Consider the following 15,817-nt stretch of genomic DNA (forward strand, 5'->3'; position numbering starts at 1 on the left):
TTTTCTGTGCTTAGAGTATTTTTCTATCTCGCTAATAAAAATCCCCTGTTATAGAGATTCTATACAGGGGATTTTGGTTAATGCGTAGCCATAAAATGATAGACTACCACATCAAATCATCTGGAATGACATAAGCGGCATAAGGATCATCTTCTGCCAGCTCGACCTCTGACTTGTCATTCGACACCACAATAAAGCCTTCGAGCTTGGCGTTTATACGATCAGCTAGTGGACGAGGGAGCAGCGCATAATCGTCTTCTAAGCGCGCAATCACCACATGACCAGCTACGATTTGATCATAGAGCTTTTGGGTGATATAAATCTTTTTAATCTTCCCATCGTCAACAAACTGATAAGTGATGTCACCCTGTGTCTCTGTGATTTGGTGTTGCCTAATCATTTGAATAACGTTGGCTCGGAGCGTTTTTTCTTCTAAAAGCTGCTGTTTTTCTTGATTGAGCTTTTGATCTTTTTCTATTTTTTTGGCTTGAGCGTCTGCCAAGGCTTTTTTGGCTTCAAGATTTGAGGCGTCACCTGTGCGCTTGGCATGCTGCGACTGTTTGCTGATTTTTTTGGCTTTTTTGCTATCCACCAATCCAGCTTTTAAGAGTTGTTCTTGTAGGGCGTTTTTGGCCATGTCTGTATTACCTAAGTACCTAAGTGAAATTGCCTAGATCCAAAATTATAGTGTTTAAAAAGGTTATGGTAGCAAATTTTGTGCAGTACTGTCACAGTCTGGCGTAAAAATCGTTCATTACGCCTTAAAAGAATAATTTTAAAAAGTAATTCTACATAATATCTCTCACATAAGGTTTAAAGATAAAGAGCTAAGCTTTTATTCAAATTGTCAAAAAGACGCACCCACATCGTGAGTACGCTAAAAGCTATATAGGTGTAATATAAAAATACTTGAATAAAAATAGAGTTGAGTCAAATTTAGGTTGCTATAGGCGTATCTGTTGCTATAGGCGTATCTAAAGTTACTGGTTGTACCTTGCTTGTTTTGCCATCCACTGCTGCGCTTAAATTCACAAGGAAAATAGCAGTGGCTGCAATTAATCCTGGTATCGCGATAAACAAGAAGTTTGTTTGATGGCTTAGTTCAAGGGTGAGTAGGGCTCCAGTTAAGATAGGACCTACGATAGCACCAATACGACCAATACCTGATGCCCAGCCCATAGCTGTTGTCCGTACACTCGTCGGATAATACTGTGCGACAAAGGTGTAGAGTAGTATCTGTGAGCCGATAGTCGTAGCGCCTGCAATCGCGATCAGAGTATATAGTACTATCTGAGGGCTGTTATAGCCAAGCAGTATCAACGCCGCAGCGCCTAGGGCAAACATGATGGCTAAGACAGGTTTAAGATGAAATTTATCAGCCAGTATGCCGCCGCCGATAGCTCCCACCATGCCACCAATATTGAGTGCAAATAAGAACAGCATGCTTGCACCTAGTGAGTAACCTGCCTGAATCATTAGTTTTGGCAACCAACTAGCAAGGGCGTACACCATCAGTAAGCACATAAAGAAAGCGACCCAAAACATGATAGTAGTGAAACCACGGTTTTTCAGAAATAAGGCTTTAATGGGTGCATCATCGCCTTTGGTCGGCTCGTCCAATAGCAAACTGGTAGAAGTGGTAATCGTTTCTTGCGGTGCCAATTTTTTAACAATAATTTTGGCTTCTTTATCTCGCTTCTCTTTTACCAAATACATCAAAGATTCAGGCAACATTTTCCAAATGATTGGTAAAAGTAGCATTGGAATGCCAGCGATATAAAACATAATCTCCCAGCCAAAATCTACCACCAAAAACGAGCCTAATAATGCCGATGCCATGCCACCAATGGCATAACCACTAAACATTATAGCAACTAAAGTACTGCGAATACGTTTTGGTGCATATTCGGAGGTTAAAGCCACGCAGATAGGCATAACACCACCGATACCTAGGCCTGCAATAAAGCGCAAAGTGGCGAACTGTATTGGACCACCAGCAAAAGCACCAAGAAAAGTAAAGCTACTGAACAAGCCCACGCAAATCATAATGGTTTTTTTGCGTCCAATCTTGTCTGAGAGTGTTCCAAAAATCATAGCACCAAACATCATGCCAAAAAGTGCCGCGCTGGCAAGAAAACCTGCTTGTACTGCGGTTAATGACCATTCCTCCATGAGTAGGGGCAATGCTACACCATAAATAATAAGATCATAGCCATCAAAGATAATAATCAATAAACACCAAAATAAGACTTTCCAGTGAAAAGGTGCAAATTTGGCTTCATCAATAACCCTATTGATGTTTAAAGTAGGTGAGTCCATTCTTTTTTCTCCGTGGGTAATATCCCTATAAGTCTTTATTAAGTTATTGTTTTCTATCAAGCAAGTCAAAAACCATCTGAGTATTAATTTATACCTATAAAGTATAGATTTTGACGTAACTTAATAAAGGGCGGTGACATGTGGTAAAAGAGAAAAGCACCTACATATCCTTTAGATATGCAGGTGCTTTTCTTAAACCAAATGAAAGATTTAAGCTCTTATTTGTTAGACTATTTTTTTATTACTAAAAAATCTGATGGTATCCGTAACTCTATTAGTCATGAAAATATTGTTTGATTAATTGATTGAACACGTCAGGCTGTTCAATATTTGAAATATGTGAAGCATCGATAGTCGCAAGCTTAGCATTAGGGATGTGTTCGACCATATATTGACCATCGGCAACCGTCGTCACTGGATCTTTAGAACCTGCAACCACCGTAACTGGCACGCGGATATCTTTTAGCTGTTCACGTGTATCAGCGTCAGATAATGCCTCGCAGCAGCTGGCATAACCCTCGCTACTGCCAGCTACGAGAGCGTCAGATAATGCTTTAACTACATCTGGATAATCATCGATAAAACTTGCTGTAAACCAACGCGAAGCAGCTGTCGATGCAATAGGTTCTAATCCTTTCTCACGTACCAATTTTGCCCGATCTACCCAAGCATCCTCATTGCCAATCTTCGCGGCGGTATTGCAAAGCATTAAGTGATGGAAGCGGTCAGGGTAATTGATAGCTAACCATTGACCCGTCATTCCGCCCATAGAGATGCCACAAAAAGACGCTTTATCGATGTTTAGATAATCAAGCAAATCAATAACGTCTTGTCCAAGCTGATCTAAACGATAAGGGCCTTTTGGTGCGGAAGATTTACCATGGCCACGGGTATCGTAGCAGATAATAAAGTAATCGTTTTGTAAGGCATCGATTTGCGGCTGCCACATATGATAGCTAGTGCCCAAAGAGTTAGAAAATATCAGAGCAGGATTGCTGCTATCGCCAAAAGTGGCATAGTTTAGGGCAACGTCTTTGTTGTCAAATATGGGCATCATTATTATCCTTTTTAATCATGGTAATGTCATTGCAGTAGTAATGGTGGGTGGTTTGAGCGATATTTATGAATAGCACTATCTAATCGTTGACAACCCGTTCAATAATCATCGCAATGCCTTGTCCAACCCCAATACACATCGAGCAAATAGCATAACGCTTATCAGTTTTCTCAAGTTGATTGAGTGCTGTTAAAATTAAACGTGCGCCTGAGGCACCGAGTGGATGACCAAGGGCAATGGCACCACCATTAGGGTTGACGCGCGCGCTGTCATCAGCTAACCCTAAGTCACGCGTACAAGCGAGAGCTTGAGCGGCAAAGGCTTCGTTTAATTCAATGACATCCATCTCATCAAGTGACAGTCCAGTTTTTACCAGTAGTTTTTTTATCGCTGGTGCTGGAGCAAAGCCCATAATACGTGGCTCAACGCCTACCGTAGTTGAGGCCACAATACGTGCACGCGGTTTTAGATTGAACTTTTTCACCGCTTGCTCTGATGCCACTAAAAAAGCCGCTGCGCCATCATTGATACCTGACGCATTGCCAGCCGTCACGGTGCCATCTGAGGTGACGATAGGGCGCAGTTTGGTCAACTTCTCAAGCGTGGTATCAGCGCGAGGGTGTTCATCGGTATCGACAGTGATAGGCTCGCCTTTGCGTTGCGGGATGCTGACTGGAGTAATCTCATCTTTGAAAAACCCTGCCTTTTGCGCCGCTGCGGTCCGTTGTTGACTACGTAGGGCAAAAGCATCTTGGTCAGCGCGATTGATATTGAATTGTTCTGCGACATTTTCAGCAGTTTGCGGCATGGTCTCCGTGCCATACAATTCGTCAAGCTTTGGATTGATAAAGCGCCAGCCCATGGTTGTATCTTCAAGCGTTTGACTACGATCAAAGGGTTTATTTGCTTTACCCATTACCAATGGCGCACGGCTCATGCTCTCAACGCCACCTGCGATAATCAAATCAGCTTCACCGGCTTTGATGGCGCGTGCCGCTATCGCTAACGCATCCATTGACGAGCCGCATAAGCGATTCACGGTAGTGGCAGGCACTTGATAAGGTAAGCCAGCTAGTAACGATGACATACGCCCGACGTTGCGATTGTCTTCACCGCTCTGATTAGCACAGCCGTAAATAACGTCATCTACTTGTACCCAATCGACATTGGCATTACGTTCCATTAACGCCTTGATAGGGATAGCTCCCAAATCGTCAGCGCGTATCTGTGCTAGAGCGCCGCCGTAGCGTCCAAAAGGGGTGCGAATGGCATCGATAATATAAGCATCATTTAAACCAGTGATTGAATCAGTCATCATCCTTGTCCTTTTTATTATTTTGAATTTGTAGCATCAATTAGCGTCGCACCCGTCAATGCTTGTAAGTCCGCAAAGCTTAAGCCATCGACCATTTCAGTGACGGCTAAACCTTTATCAGTGACATCAATGACACATAAGTCAGTATAAATACGATCAACACAGTTTTTGCCAGTCACAGGGTAGGTAAGCTTGCTAACGATTTTAGGGTCGCCAGTCTTGGTGGTGTGATTGGTCATCACAAAGACTTTTTTGGCACCGACGGCTAAATCCATAGCGCCGCCAACAGCCGGTATTGCATCTGTCGCACCGGTGCTCCAATTGGCTAGATCACCATTTTCAGCCACTTGAAATGCACCTAGTACGCAGATATCAAGATGACCTCCGCGCATCATGGCAAAAGAGTCGCCATGATGAAAGAAGCTGCCGCCATCGAGCATTGTGACGTACTCTTTTCCGGCATTAATCAGCTCGGGATCCTCTTCACCTTTGGCAGGTGGTGGCCCAAAAGCTAATAAGCCGTTTTCTGAATGCAAAAATACATCTTTATCATCCGGTAGGTATTGGGCAATTTTGGTCGGTAGTCCGATGCCTAAATTGACATAGGCACCATCTGGAATATCTTGTGCAGCACGCTCGGCGATTTGATCGCGGGTCAAAACGGTGTAGGAAGTATGGCTCATGATGACGCTCCTTATAGTTGGCAGTATTAAGCGGTGGCTGTAGTAGCTGTGCTAGAAAGTTAAGCGCTAGCAGATTCAGTGCTAGCAGGCTGAATTTGCACCACATGCTGCACAAAGATACCCGGCGTAATAACGTGCTCAGGATCAAGCGCGCCAAGCTCAACCGTTTCGGAGACTTGGGCGATAGTAATATCAGCCGCCATTGCCATGATAGGACCAAAGTTACGCGCAGACTTGCGGTAGACTAAATTGCCCCAGCGATCGCCTCTAGAAGCTTTGATTAAAGCAAAATCAGCCTTGATCGGATATTCAAGAACATAGTCTTTACCATCGATTTCTCGAGTTTCCTTACCTTCTGCGAGTAAAGTACCAAAGCCTGTGGGCGTATATACCGCACCGAGTCCCATACCTGCTGCTTGAATACGGCAAGCCAAATTACCCTGTGGTACTAGCTCCAGCTCAATCTTGCCAGCATGATAAAGCTCATCAAATACCCAAGAATCCGATTGACGCGGGAAAGAACAAATGATTTTACGCACAGCACCTGTTTTTAAGAGCTTGGCAAGGCCGTGATCGCCATTACCGGCATTATTATTAATGATGACCAAATCCTTTACGCCTAAATTAATAAGTCCATCAATGAGTTCAGCGGGTTGACCCGCTGTGCCAAAGCCACCAATCATGATGGTGGCGCCATCTTTGATTTGACTAAGTACGTCAGTGATATTTTTCTCTGCTTTGTTAATCATGTTTATATCCTATAAAAAGTCATATGAGGTAGTGTCTTTAAAATTAATAAGTGGTACATGGGTTGGACTCATTGCTCTGACACTACTTAATTTTTTTCGTAAGAGACTTGCTCTTAATTGGCTTCATTATTAGAGGTCGTTAATGAGATAGATGATGTTGGTAGTAGGCGTTTTTTGGTCAGAATATAGTGAGCAATCATGCCAATAAGAATGCCCCAAAAAACAGAGCTTAATCCCAAAAAGCTCATACCCGATGCTGTCGCCAAAAAGGTAATTAACGCTGCATCTCTTTGCTCATCATTTTTCATAGCAATGGTGATATTGGCAGAAATGGCACCGATTAATGCAAGGCCGGCCAGTGCCGCGACAAGCTCTTTTGGAAGCAAGCTAAATACCATCACGATACTGCCAGCAAATAAACCGCCAAATAAATAGAAGATGCCATTAGCGACACCTGCGATATAGCGCTTTTCCTTAAGTTCATGCGCATCTTTGCCAGTACAAAGCGCGGCTGTGATAGCGGCAAGTACGATAGTGATACCACCAACACATGCAACTGCTAACGAGGCGAGGCTTGTAACACTCACAATAGGCTTGGCTGGCGTGTCGTAACCGCTAAGATTTAAAATAGCCATACCGGGTAAGAATTGACCAGTTAAGCTCACAAGGATGAGTGGTATAGCGAGGTTAAACGTTGAGTTCCACGACCATTCAGGGGCAATAAAAGTAGGTATAGTGATAGCTAAATCGAAATTGACAGGGTTCATTTTGCCAAGTAAGACGCTTAAGATAACACCGCACAGTAGTACCCAAATCATCGTATAGCGCGGCGAAAAGCGTTTGGCTAATAAATAGCAACCGAGCATGCTAAAGACGATAAATGGCATGCTATCAGTGGCTTTAAATAATTCTAAGCCGAATTGAAATAGAATCCCTGCCATCATGCCAGCGGCGATACCGTTAGGAATCCATTTTAATATTTTGTCGAAGTAACCTGTTGCCCCCACGATAAATATGACAATCGCTGAGATGATATAACCGGCAACAGCTTCATTAATACTCATCTGTGGAAATAGGGTAACCAGTAAAGCGGTACCAGGGGCGGACCATGCTGTAATAACCGGTGTTTTATATTTAATAGACAAATATATACCAGAAATAGCCGCACCGATGGAGACACCCCAAATCCAAGACGCCATCATGGCATCTGAAACTTGTGCGGCTTGTGCGGCCTGAAAAAAAATAATCAAAGGACCCGCATAAGAAATAAGAACCGCTAAGAACCCTGCAACCGAGGCGGAGAGCGACCAATCGCTTTTTAAGGTTTGGATTACAGAGGCCATATTGCTTCCTTGCAAATTAGCATTTGTCATGGGATTAACAGTTTGGGATGACAAATTCAGGTTCATGCTATTTATTGGCAGATTAATTATTAGCCTTCGTCGCCACCGCCCACAGGAATGGTGCTACCAGTGATATAAGAAGACTCATCAGAGGCCAGAAACGCAATAGCATTCACCTGTTCGTCGATGGTGCCGTAGCGCTTCATAAAAGTGCGATCAATAGTCTGGTCAACCACCGCATTCATCCATGATTTTTCATCATCAGTTAATGGTTTGGTATTACGTGGAATCTTTCTGGGCGGCGCTTCAGTACCGCCAGTTGCCACTGCATTCACGCGTATACCATCGTTTGCATACTCAAAAGCGAGCGATGCGGTCAAGGCATTCACGCCGCCTTTTGCTGTCGAATAGGGTATGCGGTTGATACCGCGAGTAGCGATAGAGGACACATTAACAATAGTGCCTGACTGCTGTTTGACCATGGTTGGTAAAACAGCATGGCAACACCATAATGTTGGAAATAATGAGCGACTGACTTCCTTTTGAATCTCTGCTTCAGAAAAGCTGGTAAAAGGTTTCATCCATATCGCGCCGCCGACATTATTGACCAAAACATCAATTCTCCCGTAAGTATCTATTGCCTTGTCGATAGCTTCTTTAGCACCCTGATGCGTTTCAAGGTCAGCTTGAATAGTAACTGCATCCCCACCGTTAGTGATGATTTCAGCTAGCACCTCTTCTACTAATGGAGAAAAGTCTGCCATGACGATTTTTCCGCCTTCACTTGCCAAGCGTAAAGCGACTCCGCGTCCGATGCCTTGGGCGGCACCAGTAACGATACATACCTTATTATCAAATCTTTTACTCATGACAGTCTCCTAAAAACTTGCTCATGCTCTGCTACTAAAGGGATGCCTTTAGGTTCTATTATTGCTCACTAGGTGTGAATTTCTCATAATAAAAATTACTTGGTTTTAGGTTGCTGCTATCTAACCAATTACTCACAGCATCTACCATCCCTAACGGACCACACAAGTAGACATCGACGTCACCATCGTTCAGCCACTCGTTATCAACATGACCGGTAACATAGCCTTTACGCTCATGCTGGCTGTCTTCAGTGGCGACACAGGTGCGGTAGTCAAACCAAGGGTGGTTTTGTTTGACTTCTTCTAGTTTCTGAACTTCTATAAGATCAAAGTCGTTGGTGACGCCGTAGACCATCCTGACAGGATGGTGAGCACCAGACATCTCTAAGCTTTTTAGCATCGATAGAAAAGGCGCAATACCGGTACCACCTGCTAGGAATAATGTCGGACGAACAAGAGGACGTAGATAAAAGCTACCAAATGGGCCTTCGAAATCCATATCTTGGCCAATTTCAGCGATGTCAGATAAAAAAGTACTCATCTTACCGTTAGGAATATTACGAACGACGAACTCAGCCTGCTTGGCATTGGGTACAGAGCTAAATGAGTAAGAGCGCGTTTCGTTGGAGTTAGGAATGTTGATGTTGACGTATTGACCTGGAAGAAACACCAAGGCATCTGAGTTGTCAATATCAATACCAAAATGAATGGTAGATTCAGACAACACATTGAGTTGCTGTAATTTACCTTTAAAAGTAGATTTACCAACTTTACAGGCTTCAGAGGAGGTTGGTACTTTGATCACGCAGTCGCTTTCTGGAATCATCTGGCAGGTGAGTACATAACCTTCAGCGGCTTCAGCTTCTGTCAGTGCATCTTCGATATACATATCAGGGTGCATGTCGTAGCTGCCAGATTCACAATGGCAACGGCAAGTACCGCAAGCACCATCAAGGCAATCCACAGGGATATTAAATTTTTGACGATAAGCGGCTTCGGCGACGGTTTCGTCGGCTTCACATTTGATGAAGCCTGTGACGCCGTCTTCGAACTGTAGAGCAATATTATATTCCATGAGAAATATCCCTTTTCAACACGTATTAATTAAAAGCTAGTGGCTAAATAATGAGTGAATAATGATTAGACGTGATAGACGTCCATGATTTGATGCACATAGTCGTCTTTTAAGACCACATACTTATCCAAAATTTTTGGTTGGTCTTGAGTCATGTCTATTTTGTACTGAGAGTAACCCCAATAGGTATTGGTCTCGTGATAGCGAAAGGACTTGTTGATCCAGTTGAAACGCACCGTCACAATACCGTCATTGTCTTCGAGTAGTTCAATATTCGATAAATTGTGCGTGGTGCGCGTATCAGGAATGGTCGCTGATGAGCGCTCAGTCTCGATGCGGAAGATACGATCTTCAAGACCACGGCGATCCGGATAATAAATCAGCGAGATTTCTCGTTGTGGGTCGCTGATGAGCTGACCATCATCATCCCAACTTGGCATCCAGAAAGGGCAGTCTTCATCGTAATAAGTGAGCCATTCTTCCCATTTTTTCTCATCCAATAAACGCGCTTCACGGTATAGAAACTGTCTAATGTCTTCAATGTTAACCGTTGCATTTTTCATGATTGATATCCTTATTTTTTGTCAGTTCTACAATAAATAGCAGAGTAATAATAAAAAATGTATTAGTCGCTATTAGCACCGTGTAGCTGCTGCTCTTGCTCTAGAGCTTTTTTCATCTCTTCATGCCAGTAGCGATGTTGGACGGTATATAGTCCTTCATCTTCAGTCTTAACACCACTCATTAAAGGTTTGAGGTCAATAGCGGCAGCGCCTTCATCTGCACCTTGAATCCAGTGCTCGGAGCCTCGGCACATATCATTCCATTCAAGCTTGATACCGTTATAACCTTCTTGGCATGAGCGGAACTCTTCTAAGTCATCAGGGGTTGCCATACCAGTAACGTTAAAGAAATCTTCATACTGACGGATACGGCGTGCACGTGACTCATCGCTTTCGCCTTTTGGTGCGATACACCAGATGCTAACTTCAGTTTTGTCAACCGCGATAGGGCGGAGCATACGAATTTGTGAGCCGAACTGATCCATGATGTAGACGTTTGGATATAGGCATAAGTTACGTGAGCGTTCAATCATCCAGTCCGCCATGGCTTCACCGTAGCTGGCGACATACTCATCGCGATAAGCGTAGTTTGGACGGTCTTGTGGGTTTTCCCACTGTGTCCATAACAGCATGTGACCGTTTTCAAAAGAATAAAACCCACCGCCTTGTCGACCCCATTTGCCAGCGTTCATGGCTTTGATATTGTCTTCTTTGACAGCTTCAGCTTCTTTACGGCGCGCAGTTGTCGCAGCGTAGTTCCAATGGACGGCTGATACGTGATAGCCGTCGGCACCGTTTTCAGCTTGCAGCTTCCAGTTACCATCAAAGGTATAGGTTGAGGTGCCGCGTAACACTTCTAGACCTTCTGGCGATTGATTGACAATCATGTCAAGAATTTTGGTAGAGCCACCAAGCCAGTCTGCGATTGGCTGAACATCATCATTTAAGCTGGCAAAGATAAAGCCTTTATAATTAGCCATCTTCACTTGTTTTAAGTCGTGTGAGCCTTCTTTATTGAAGCATTCTGGATAGCCTGCATGTCTTGGGTCTTTAACTTTAAGCAGCTTGCCTGAGTTGTTAAAGGTCCAACCGTGGAATGGGCAGGTGTAAGTGGCTTTATTGCCTTTCTTATGACGGCAGAGCTGTGCGCCGCGGTGTGAGCATGAATTAATCATGCAGTGCAAATCGCCTTCTTTATTGCGGGCAAGAATGACGGGCTGACGGCCAATGTATGAGGTGTAGTAGTCGTTGTTATCAGGAACTTGAGACTCATGAGCCAAATACACCCAATTGTTTTCGAAGATGTACTTCATCTCAAGCTCGAACAACTCTTCGTTAGTGAAGGCGCTACGATGCAGGCGATAAATCCCTTTTTCGCTGTTTTCTTCTAAAAAATCATCAATAGTGATGTCTGATCCTTCAGGTACTAGATTGATACGCTGGCTCATGGCTGCCTTCCTTGTATAATAACGGTGTTAAATGAGATTCAGTGTTACGCTTGATACGGCAGCTTGGGACGTACCAAACGTAGAGATTTCATATTTATAAACTACTAATATCCAATAACAAGCCCCGATTAACCTTGGGCACGGCGACGTTCGACTTCACTGCCTTGGACGTTTTGGTCGATATCTTTTACTAAATGAAAGTCGAAATCGATACTGGCATATGGTTTATCGAGACCTTTTTCTTTAAGCTTGTCAGCCTCGTCGATCATAGTGATTTCTGGCACTAAGCCTTCGCGACTTGCAAAGGCAAAGTCATCCCATAAGTACTCATCGCCATCGATGTTAATTTGTGTGGTCAATTTACGATGCCCGTCGGCACTGGCGAAAAAATGAACATGAGCTGGGCGATGACCATGACGACCTAGCGCGCCCAATACTTTTTGTGTCATACCTTCTGGTGGTACTGAATAGCCTAGTGGTACGATACTGCGGAAGGCATAATTGCCGTTTTCGTCAGCGATAATGGTTCGGCGTAAATTAAATTCTGACTGCGACTCATCAAAGAAAGAGTAATTGCCCAAGCTATTGGCATGCCATGCTTCAACTTTTGCATGTGGCAGTGGCTGGCCATCTTCGCCGTAAACCGTACCTTGCATAAATAAGACAGTGCCTTCACCATCTTCGCTACCATCATCGAGACGAGCAAAGCCTTTCTCTTCTGGCGCGCCTGCTACATAAAGGGGACCTTCGATGGTACGGGGTGTACCGCCTTCAAGCCCCGCTGCTTTTAGGTCTTCTTCAATCATTAAATCCATAAAATGATCAAAACCCAATCCTGGCGATAATAGACCGGCTTCTTTGCCCAAATCGCCAATAAACTCAACCCCAGACCAGTATTCGTCGGCAGTGATTTTTAAGTCATTAATGGTTTGCATAAGGTCGGTTACGATACGTAATACAATCTCTTGTACGCGTGGATTGACTTGCTCTGGGTAATCGATTTTACCTTTGATGAACTGCGTAGCTAATGCTTCAATTTGGCTGCGTTCCATGTCTCTCTCCTTGTTGAGGACTGTTTTGTTAAGGGGTTGTTATAGTGAGTATTCTTACTCAAATTTTTATAGATTCTGATATCAGCTGTACTGGCTTGCTTTAGCTGTCATCACTACGCACAGATGATGGATGACGTAACAATGGTGTCACTTCAACCTTCATGTACGGATAGAGCGGTAATGACATCATAATGTCGTGTAGCTCTTCATTACTCTCAACATCAAAAATGCTGAAGTTAGAATACTGACCGGCTATACGCCAAATATGACGCCATTTACCTTGCTCTTGGAGCTTTTGTGACAGCGCTTTTTCGGTGGCTTTAAGCTCGTTGACCTTGTCGGCGTCCATATCTGTTGGGATTAAGACATCCATTCTGACGTGGTATAACATAATTATTTCCTTATATTTGATGACGGGTAATTTTTTTAGCTGTTACAGCATTTCAGTTTGAGCATTAGTGGCAAATTGCGGCTTCGATGATTTAAGTGAATTATTGATTGCTTGTTTGGCGTAGTGATAGACTTTATCGCTATCTACTTCGATACCAAGACCTGCGCCCGTAGGTACATTTAACCCAAAATTTTGATAATCAAGAGGCTGTACTAAAACGTCTTCGGTTAATAACAACGGACCAAACAGTTCGGTGTCAAAATTTAGACTGGGATAGGTTGAGAATACATGAGCTGAGGCCACCGTACCGATAGGCCCTTCAAGCATAGTGCCGCCATACAGCTCGATACCTGCTAGATGTGCCATTTGTCCAATAAGACAAGCTGCTCTCAATCCGCCTGCTTGATTAATTTTTACCGCAAAGACATCAGCATAATGATCTGCTGCTAAATGAAAGGCATTCTGAGGATCTTGGACAATTTCATCCGCCATAATCGCCACATCAAAGCGATCAGTTAAACGTTTTAGAGCGGCTTTATTACGCATTGATATAGGTTGTTCTATTAAATCAATGCCTCCAGCTTGTAATAGGCTAATACCTTGCATTGCCTCAAGTTCTGTCCAAGCCTGATTGACATCAACGGTAATGCGGCAATTAGGCAAGGCTGCTTTTATGGCTAATACGTGGGCCACATCATCAGTAATCGGATTGCTACCGATTTTTAATTTAAAAATGCGATGGCGCTTTTGCTCAATCATGCGCTTAGCTTCGGCGATATCGGTCGCTGTATTGCCGCTGGCAAGCGTCCAAGCCACTTCGATACGGTCACGAACACGACCACCAATCAGCTCACTTACTGGTAGGTTTAGGCGTTTACCTTCAATGTCGAGTAGGGCAGTTTCGATGGCACACTTTGCAAAGCGGTTGCCATTGATATGAAGACTTAGCAGCTGCATAGCTTTTGCTGGACTAGTCGGCTGCTCTTTTAATAAAAGAGGGGTAAAGTAGGTATCGATATTAGTTTTGATGCTATGAGGGCTTTCTTCTGCGTAGCTTAGACCGCCAATGGTGGTTGCTTCACCCCAACCTTCATAGCCATCTTCTGTTTGAATGTGCACCAACACCAAAACTTGTTCGTTCATAACGGTACAAGCGAGCTTATGAGCCCTTATAGTAGGTATCGGTACCAATAAAGTATTAATTGAACGAATCATAACAGTCCCTATTAAGTTAATGCTGCTTCCTTATGCTTAATAAGAACTATAGTTGCTGTATAACGACATGTCTAAGACCTATTTAGTCTATTATTAATACCTTTTAGGTATTTTGATAACCAACCCGCACCATGTTATGTTCTTTAGGTATCGATAAGCTTATAGATCACTCAAGGAATAACATTCAATGGAATTGAGACATTTACGCTACTTTGTAGCGGTGGCAGAGGAAAAAAGTTTTAATAAGGCAGCAGAGCGTTTGTTTATTTCACAGCCCCCACTGAGCCGTCAGATAAAACAGTTGGAAGAAGAGATCGGCGTCACGCTCATTGATAGGGACAATCGCCCTTTAAAACTTACAGAAGCTGGCGACTTTTTTTATGATCATGCGCTGCAGATAATAAAAAAATCAGATGATCTGCGTGCTATGACTTTTCGTAAGGGTAATTTTGACAACTCACTCTCTATAGGTTTTGTATCGTCGATATTATATGGCATATTGCCAAAAGTGATTGCGCGCTTCAGAGAGGTCTATCCAAATATAGAAATTAAGTTATATGAATTAAACTCTTGGCAGCAAACACAAAGCTTGGTAGAGGGTAAAATAGATGTTGGTTATGGAAGGTTATTATTCGAAGACGCTTCTATTAGGCGATTACTATTAAGAGAGGAGAGCTTAGTTGTAGCTGTTCCTGTTAAACATCGTTTGGCACAAGAGAAGCAAAAGAGCATTCGTTTAATGGATTTAACCAATGAAAACTTATTGTTATATCCGATGGCACCTCGTCCTAGTTTTATCGACTATATCTTAGAGTTGTTTGAGGCACGCAATCTAAAAGCAAACTATTTTACTGAGGTACGTGAGCTGCATGTTGCTTTAGGGTTGGTAGCAGCAGGTGAGGGCTTGACTATCGTGCCAAAAACGCTTGAGCATCTGCGGAGTCAGGAATTGACTTATATTCCTTTCGAGGACGGGCTTTTAACCTCGCCTATCGTCATGAGTGTGAGACACTTTGACAAATCAGAGCTATTAAAAATATTGTTGGACGTGACTTATCAGATTTACGATGAAGAAGGGTTTGATTATAAGCCTGAAAAAATTTAAGAAGATCAATTGCTTATTAATAACCTTAATATGAACTCATAATAGGATAGTTTTATGCCAGAATTCCATTACAAACCCGAAGCAGGCCCGGCGGAAGTAGCACGGCTCGTTTGTGGTAGCCCTTATTATAATCGTCGTGAATACGATTTTTCTGAACTAGAAGACTGACTATAAAGAGCTGATAAAGGTTTAACGCATGCTTAAGTAGCATTATAAATCTGCAACTTCTAAAGTTGAACTATTTTTAAATTATCAAAGAGTAAGTGCTTTGAAAGAGTGTGCTAAGCTTGGGTTTGCTAACTTACCCTAATATGATTATTCGTTTACCAGATTCCGTTATGCGCTTGATGCAGCATATCTCAACGATATCTAAGTAAAGGTTCGTCCTAGTCTTATACATTCTGAAAACCTTGAAAATACCATAAAAAGAGGCTTGTCGTATCGCTGCGAACAAGCCTATTTTTATGTAATATAAGGAACAGTCTTAAGGTATGTGGTCAAATCTACCAAGCATGATTTTATACAAGTTTATTGAACAAAGCTTTTGGTTAATTTAGTATGTTTTTGCGAGTTGTTAAATATATAACTTTAGAGACTTAAAATATACGGTAATTATAATTACCGTATATTAGC

15 protein-coding genes are annotated in these 15,817 nt (G+C 43.0%); 1 reads left to right on the forward strand and 14 read right to left on the reverse strand.

The window, feature by feature from the left end:
• Window positions 1–103: 103 nt before the first annotated feature.
• From RAH45_RS05175 to RAH45_RS05240, 14 genes are all read right to left on the reverse strand, one after another.
• Window positions 104–637, reverse strand: coding sequence for a DUF2058 domain-containing protein (locus tag RAH45_RS05175; protein WP_306495714.1), 534 nt, complete (start codon window positions 635–637; stop codon window positions 104–106).
• A 299-nt stretch (window positions 638–936) separates the two neighbouring features.
• On the reverse strand, window positions 937–2,319 hold the full coding sequence (locus RAH45_RS05180) for an MFS transporter (protein WP_306495715.1): 1,383 nt from the start codon (window positions 2,317–2,319) through the stop codon (window positions 937–939).
• Between the two features lie 274 nt (window positions 2,320–2,593).
• Window positions 2,594–3,373, reverse strand: a complete 780-nt coding sequence (pcaD, locus tag RAH45_RS05185; protein WP_102076543.1) for a 3-oxoadipate enol-lactonase — start codon at window positions 3,371–3,373, stop codon at window positions 2,594–2,596.
• Window positions 3,374–3,455: 82 nt separating this feature from the next.
• Window positions 3,456–4,691, reverse strand: a complete 1,236-nt coding sequence (gene pcaF, locus RAH45_RS05190) for a 3-oxoadipyl-CoA thiolase (protein WP_201589658.1) — start codon at window positions 4,689–4,691, stop codon at window positions 3,456–3,458.
• Window positions 4,692–4,708: 17 nt separating this feature from the next.
• Window positions 4,709–5,374 (reverse strand): 3-oxoacid CoA-transferase subunit B, encoded by a 666-nt coding sequence (locus RAH45_RS05195; RefSeq protein ID WP_144296331.1) that lies wholly within the window; start codon window positions 5,372–5,374, stop codon window positions 4,709–4,711.
• A 59-nt stretch (window positions 5,375–5,433) separates the two neighbouring features.
• Window positions 5,434–6,123: a 3-oxoacid CoA-transferase subunit A gene (locus tag RAH45_RS05200; protein WP_198328155.1), complete on the reverse strand. Its 690-nt coding sequence runs from the start codon at window positions 6,121–6,123 to the stop codon at window positions 5,434–5,436.
• Window positions 6,124–6,236: 113 nt separating this feature from the next.
• Window positions 6,237–7,466: a benzoate/H(+) symporter BenE gene (benE, locus tag RAH45_RS05205; RefSeq protein WP_198328154.1), complete on the reverse strand. Its 1,230-nt coding sequence runs from the start codon at window positions 7,464–7,466 to the stop codon at window positions 6,237–6,239.
• Between the two features lie 89 nt (window positions 7,467–7,555).
• Window positions 7,556–8,335, reverse strand: a complete 780-nt coding sequence (locus tag RAH45_RS05210; protein WP_306495717.1) for a 1,6-dihydroxycyclohexa-2,4-diene-1-carboxylate dehydrogenase — start codon at window positions 8,333–8,335, stop codon at window positions 7,556–7,558.
• Window positions 8,336–8,393: 58 nt separating this feature from the next.
• Window positions 8,394–9,410, reverse strand: a complete 1,017-nt coding sequence (gene benC / locus RAH45_RS05215) for a benzoate 1,2-dioxygenase electron transfer component BenC (protein WP_305935363.1) — start codon at window positions 9,408–9,410, stop codon at window positions 8,394–8,396.
• Between the two features lie 65 nt (window positions 9,411–9,475).
• Complete coding sequence (gene benB / locus RAH45_RS05220) at window positions 9,476–9,973, reverse strand: benzoate 1,2-dioxygenase small subunit (protein WP_020443471.1); 498 nt, start codon at window positions 9,971–9,973, stop codon at window positions 9,476–9,478.
• Window positions 9,974–10,035: 62 nt separating this feature from the next.
• Window positions 10,036–11,421, reverse strand: coding sequence for a benzoate 1,2-dioxygenase large subunit (gene benA / locus RAH45_RS05225; RefSeq protein ID WP_306495720.1), 1,386 nt, complete (start codon window positions 11,419–11,421; stop codon window positions 10,036–10,038).
• Window positions 11,422–11,549: 128 nt separating this feature from the next.
• The gene (gene catA / locus RAH45_RS05230; protein ID WP_306495722.1) at window positions 11,550–12,473 is read right to left on the reverse strand and encodes a catechol 1,2-dioxygenase; all 924 of its coding nucleotides are present in this window, start codon (window positions 12,471–12,473) and stop codon (window positions 11,550–11,552) included.
• A 100-nt stretch (window positions 12,474–12,573) separates the two neighbouring features.
• Window positions 12,574–12,864, reverse strand: a complete 291-nt coding sequence (gene catC / locus RAH45_RS05235; protein ID WP_011513602.1) for a muconolactone Delta-isomerase — start codon at window positions 12,862–12,864, stop codon at window positions 12,574–12,576.
• A gap of 42 nt (window positions 12,865–12,906) precedes the next feature.
• Window positions 12,907–14,079, reverse strand: coding sequence for a muconate/chloromuconate family cycloisomerase (locus RAH45_RS05240; RefSeq protein ID WP_201589114.1), 1,173 nt, complete (start codon window positions 14,077–14,079; stop codon window positions 12,907–12,909).
• 187 nt (window positions 14,080–14,266) lie between these two features.
• Here RAH45_RS05240 and RAH45_RS05245 point away from each other — a divergent pair, with 187 nt between their 5' ends.
• Complete coding sequence (locus tag RAH45_RS05245; RefSeq protein WP_306495723.1) at window positions 14,267–15,184, forward strand: LysR family transcriptional regulator; 918 nt, start codon at window positions 14,267–14,269, stop codon at window positions 15,182–15,184.
• The last annotated feature ends 633 nt before the right edge of the window (window positions 15,185–15,817 follow it).

Origin of the sequence: Psychrobacter sp. van23A (genome assembly GCF_030845275.1) — a bacterium.
Classification (GTDB): domain Bacteria; phylum Pseudomonadota; class Gammaproteobacteria; order Pseudomonadales; family Moraxellaceae; genus Psychrobacter; species Psychrobacter faecalis.

Excerpts from the sequence above, each read along its gene's own strand:
- benA (WP_306495720.1), bottom strand. The coding sequence starts at position 11,421 with ATGAGCCAGCGTATCAATCTAGTACCTGAAGGATCAGACATCACTATT.
- RAH45_RS05180 (WP_306495715.1), bottom strand. The coding sequence starts at position 2,319 with ATGGACTCACCTACTTTAAACATCAATAGGGTTATTGATGAAGCCAAA.
- RAH45_RS05245 (WP_306495723.1), top strand. The coding sequence starts at position 14,267 with ATGGAATTGAGACATTTACGCTACTTTGTAGCGGTGGCAGAGGAAAAA.
- RAH45_RS05240 (WP_201589114.1), bottom strand. The coding sequence starts at position 14,079 with ATGATTCGTTCAATTAATACTTTATTGGTACCGATACCTACTATAAGG.
- RAH45_RS05195 (WP_144296331.1), bottom strand. The coding sequence starts at position 5,374 with ATGAGCCATACTTCCTACACCGTTTTGACCCGCGATCAAATCGCCGAG.
- RAH45_RS05200 (WP_198328155.1), bottom strand. The coding sequence starts at position 6,123 with ATGATTAACAAAGCAGAGAAAAATATCACTGACGTACTTAGTCAAATC.
- catA (WP_306495722.1), bottom strand. The coding sequence starts at position 12,473 with ATGGAACGCAGCCAAATTGAAGCATTAGCTACGCAGTTCATCAAAGGT.
- pcaD (WP_102076543.1), bottom strand. The coding sequence starts at position 3,373 with ATGCCCATATTTGACAACAAAGACGTTGCCCTAAACTATGCCACTTTT.
- benC (WP_305935363.1), bottom strand. The coding sequence starts at position 9,410 with ATGGAATATAATATTGCTCTACAGTTCGAAGACGGCGTCACAGGCTTC.
- RAH45_RS05175 (WP_306495714.1), bottom strand. The coding sequence starts at position 637 with ATGGCCAAAAACGCCCTACAAGAACAACTCTTAAAAGCTGGATTGGTG.
- RAH45_RS05210 (WP_306495717.1), bottom strand. The coding sequence starts at position 8,335 with ATGAGTAAAAGATTTGATAATAAGGTATGTATCGTTACTGGTGCCGCC.
- benE (WP_198328154.1), bottom strand. The coding sequence starts at position 7,466 with ATGGCCTCTGTAATCCAAACCTTAAAAAGCGATTGGTCGCTCTCCGCC.
- catC (WP_011513602.1), bottom strand. The coding sequence starts at position 12,864 with ATGTTATACCACGTCAGAATGGATGTCTTAATCCCAACAGATATGGAC.
- benB (WP_020443471.1), bottom strand. The coding sequence starts at position 9,973 with ATGAAAAATGCAACGGTTAACATTGAAGACATTAGACAGTTTCTATAC.
- pcaF (WP_201589658.1), bottom strand. The coding sequence starts at position 4,691 with ATGACTGATTCAATCACTGGTTTAAATGATGCTTATATTATCGATGCC.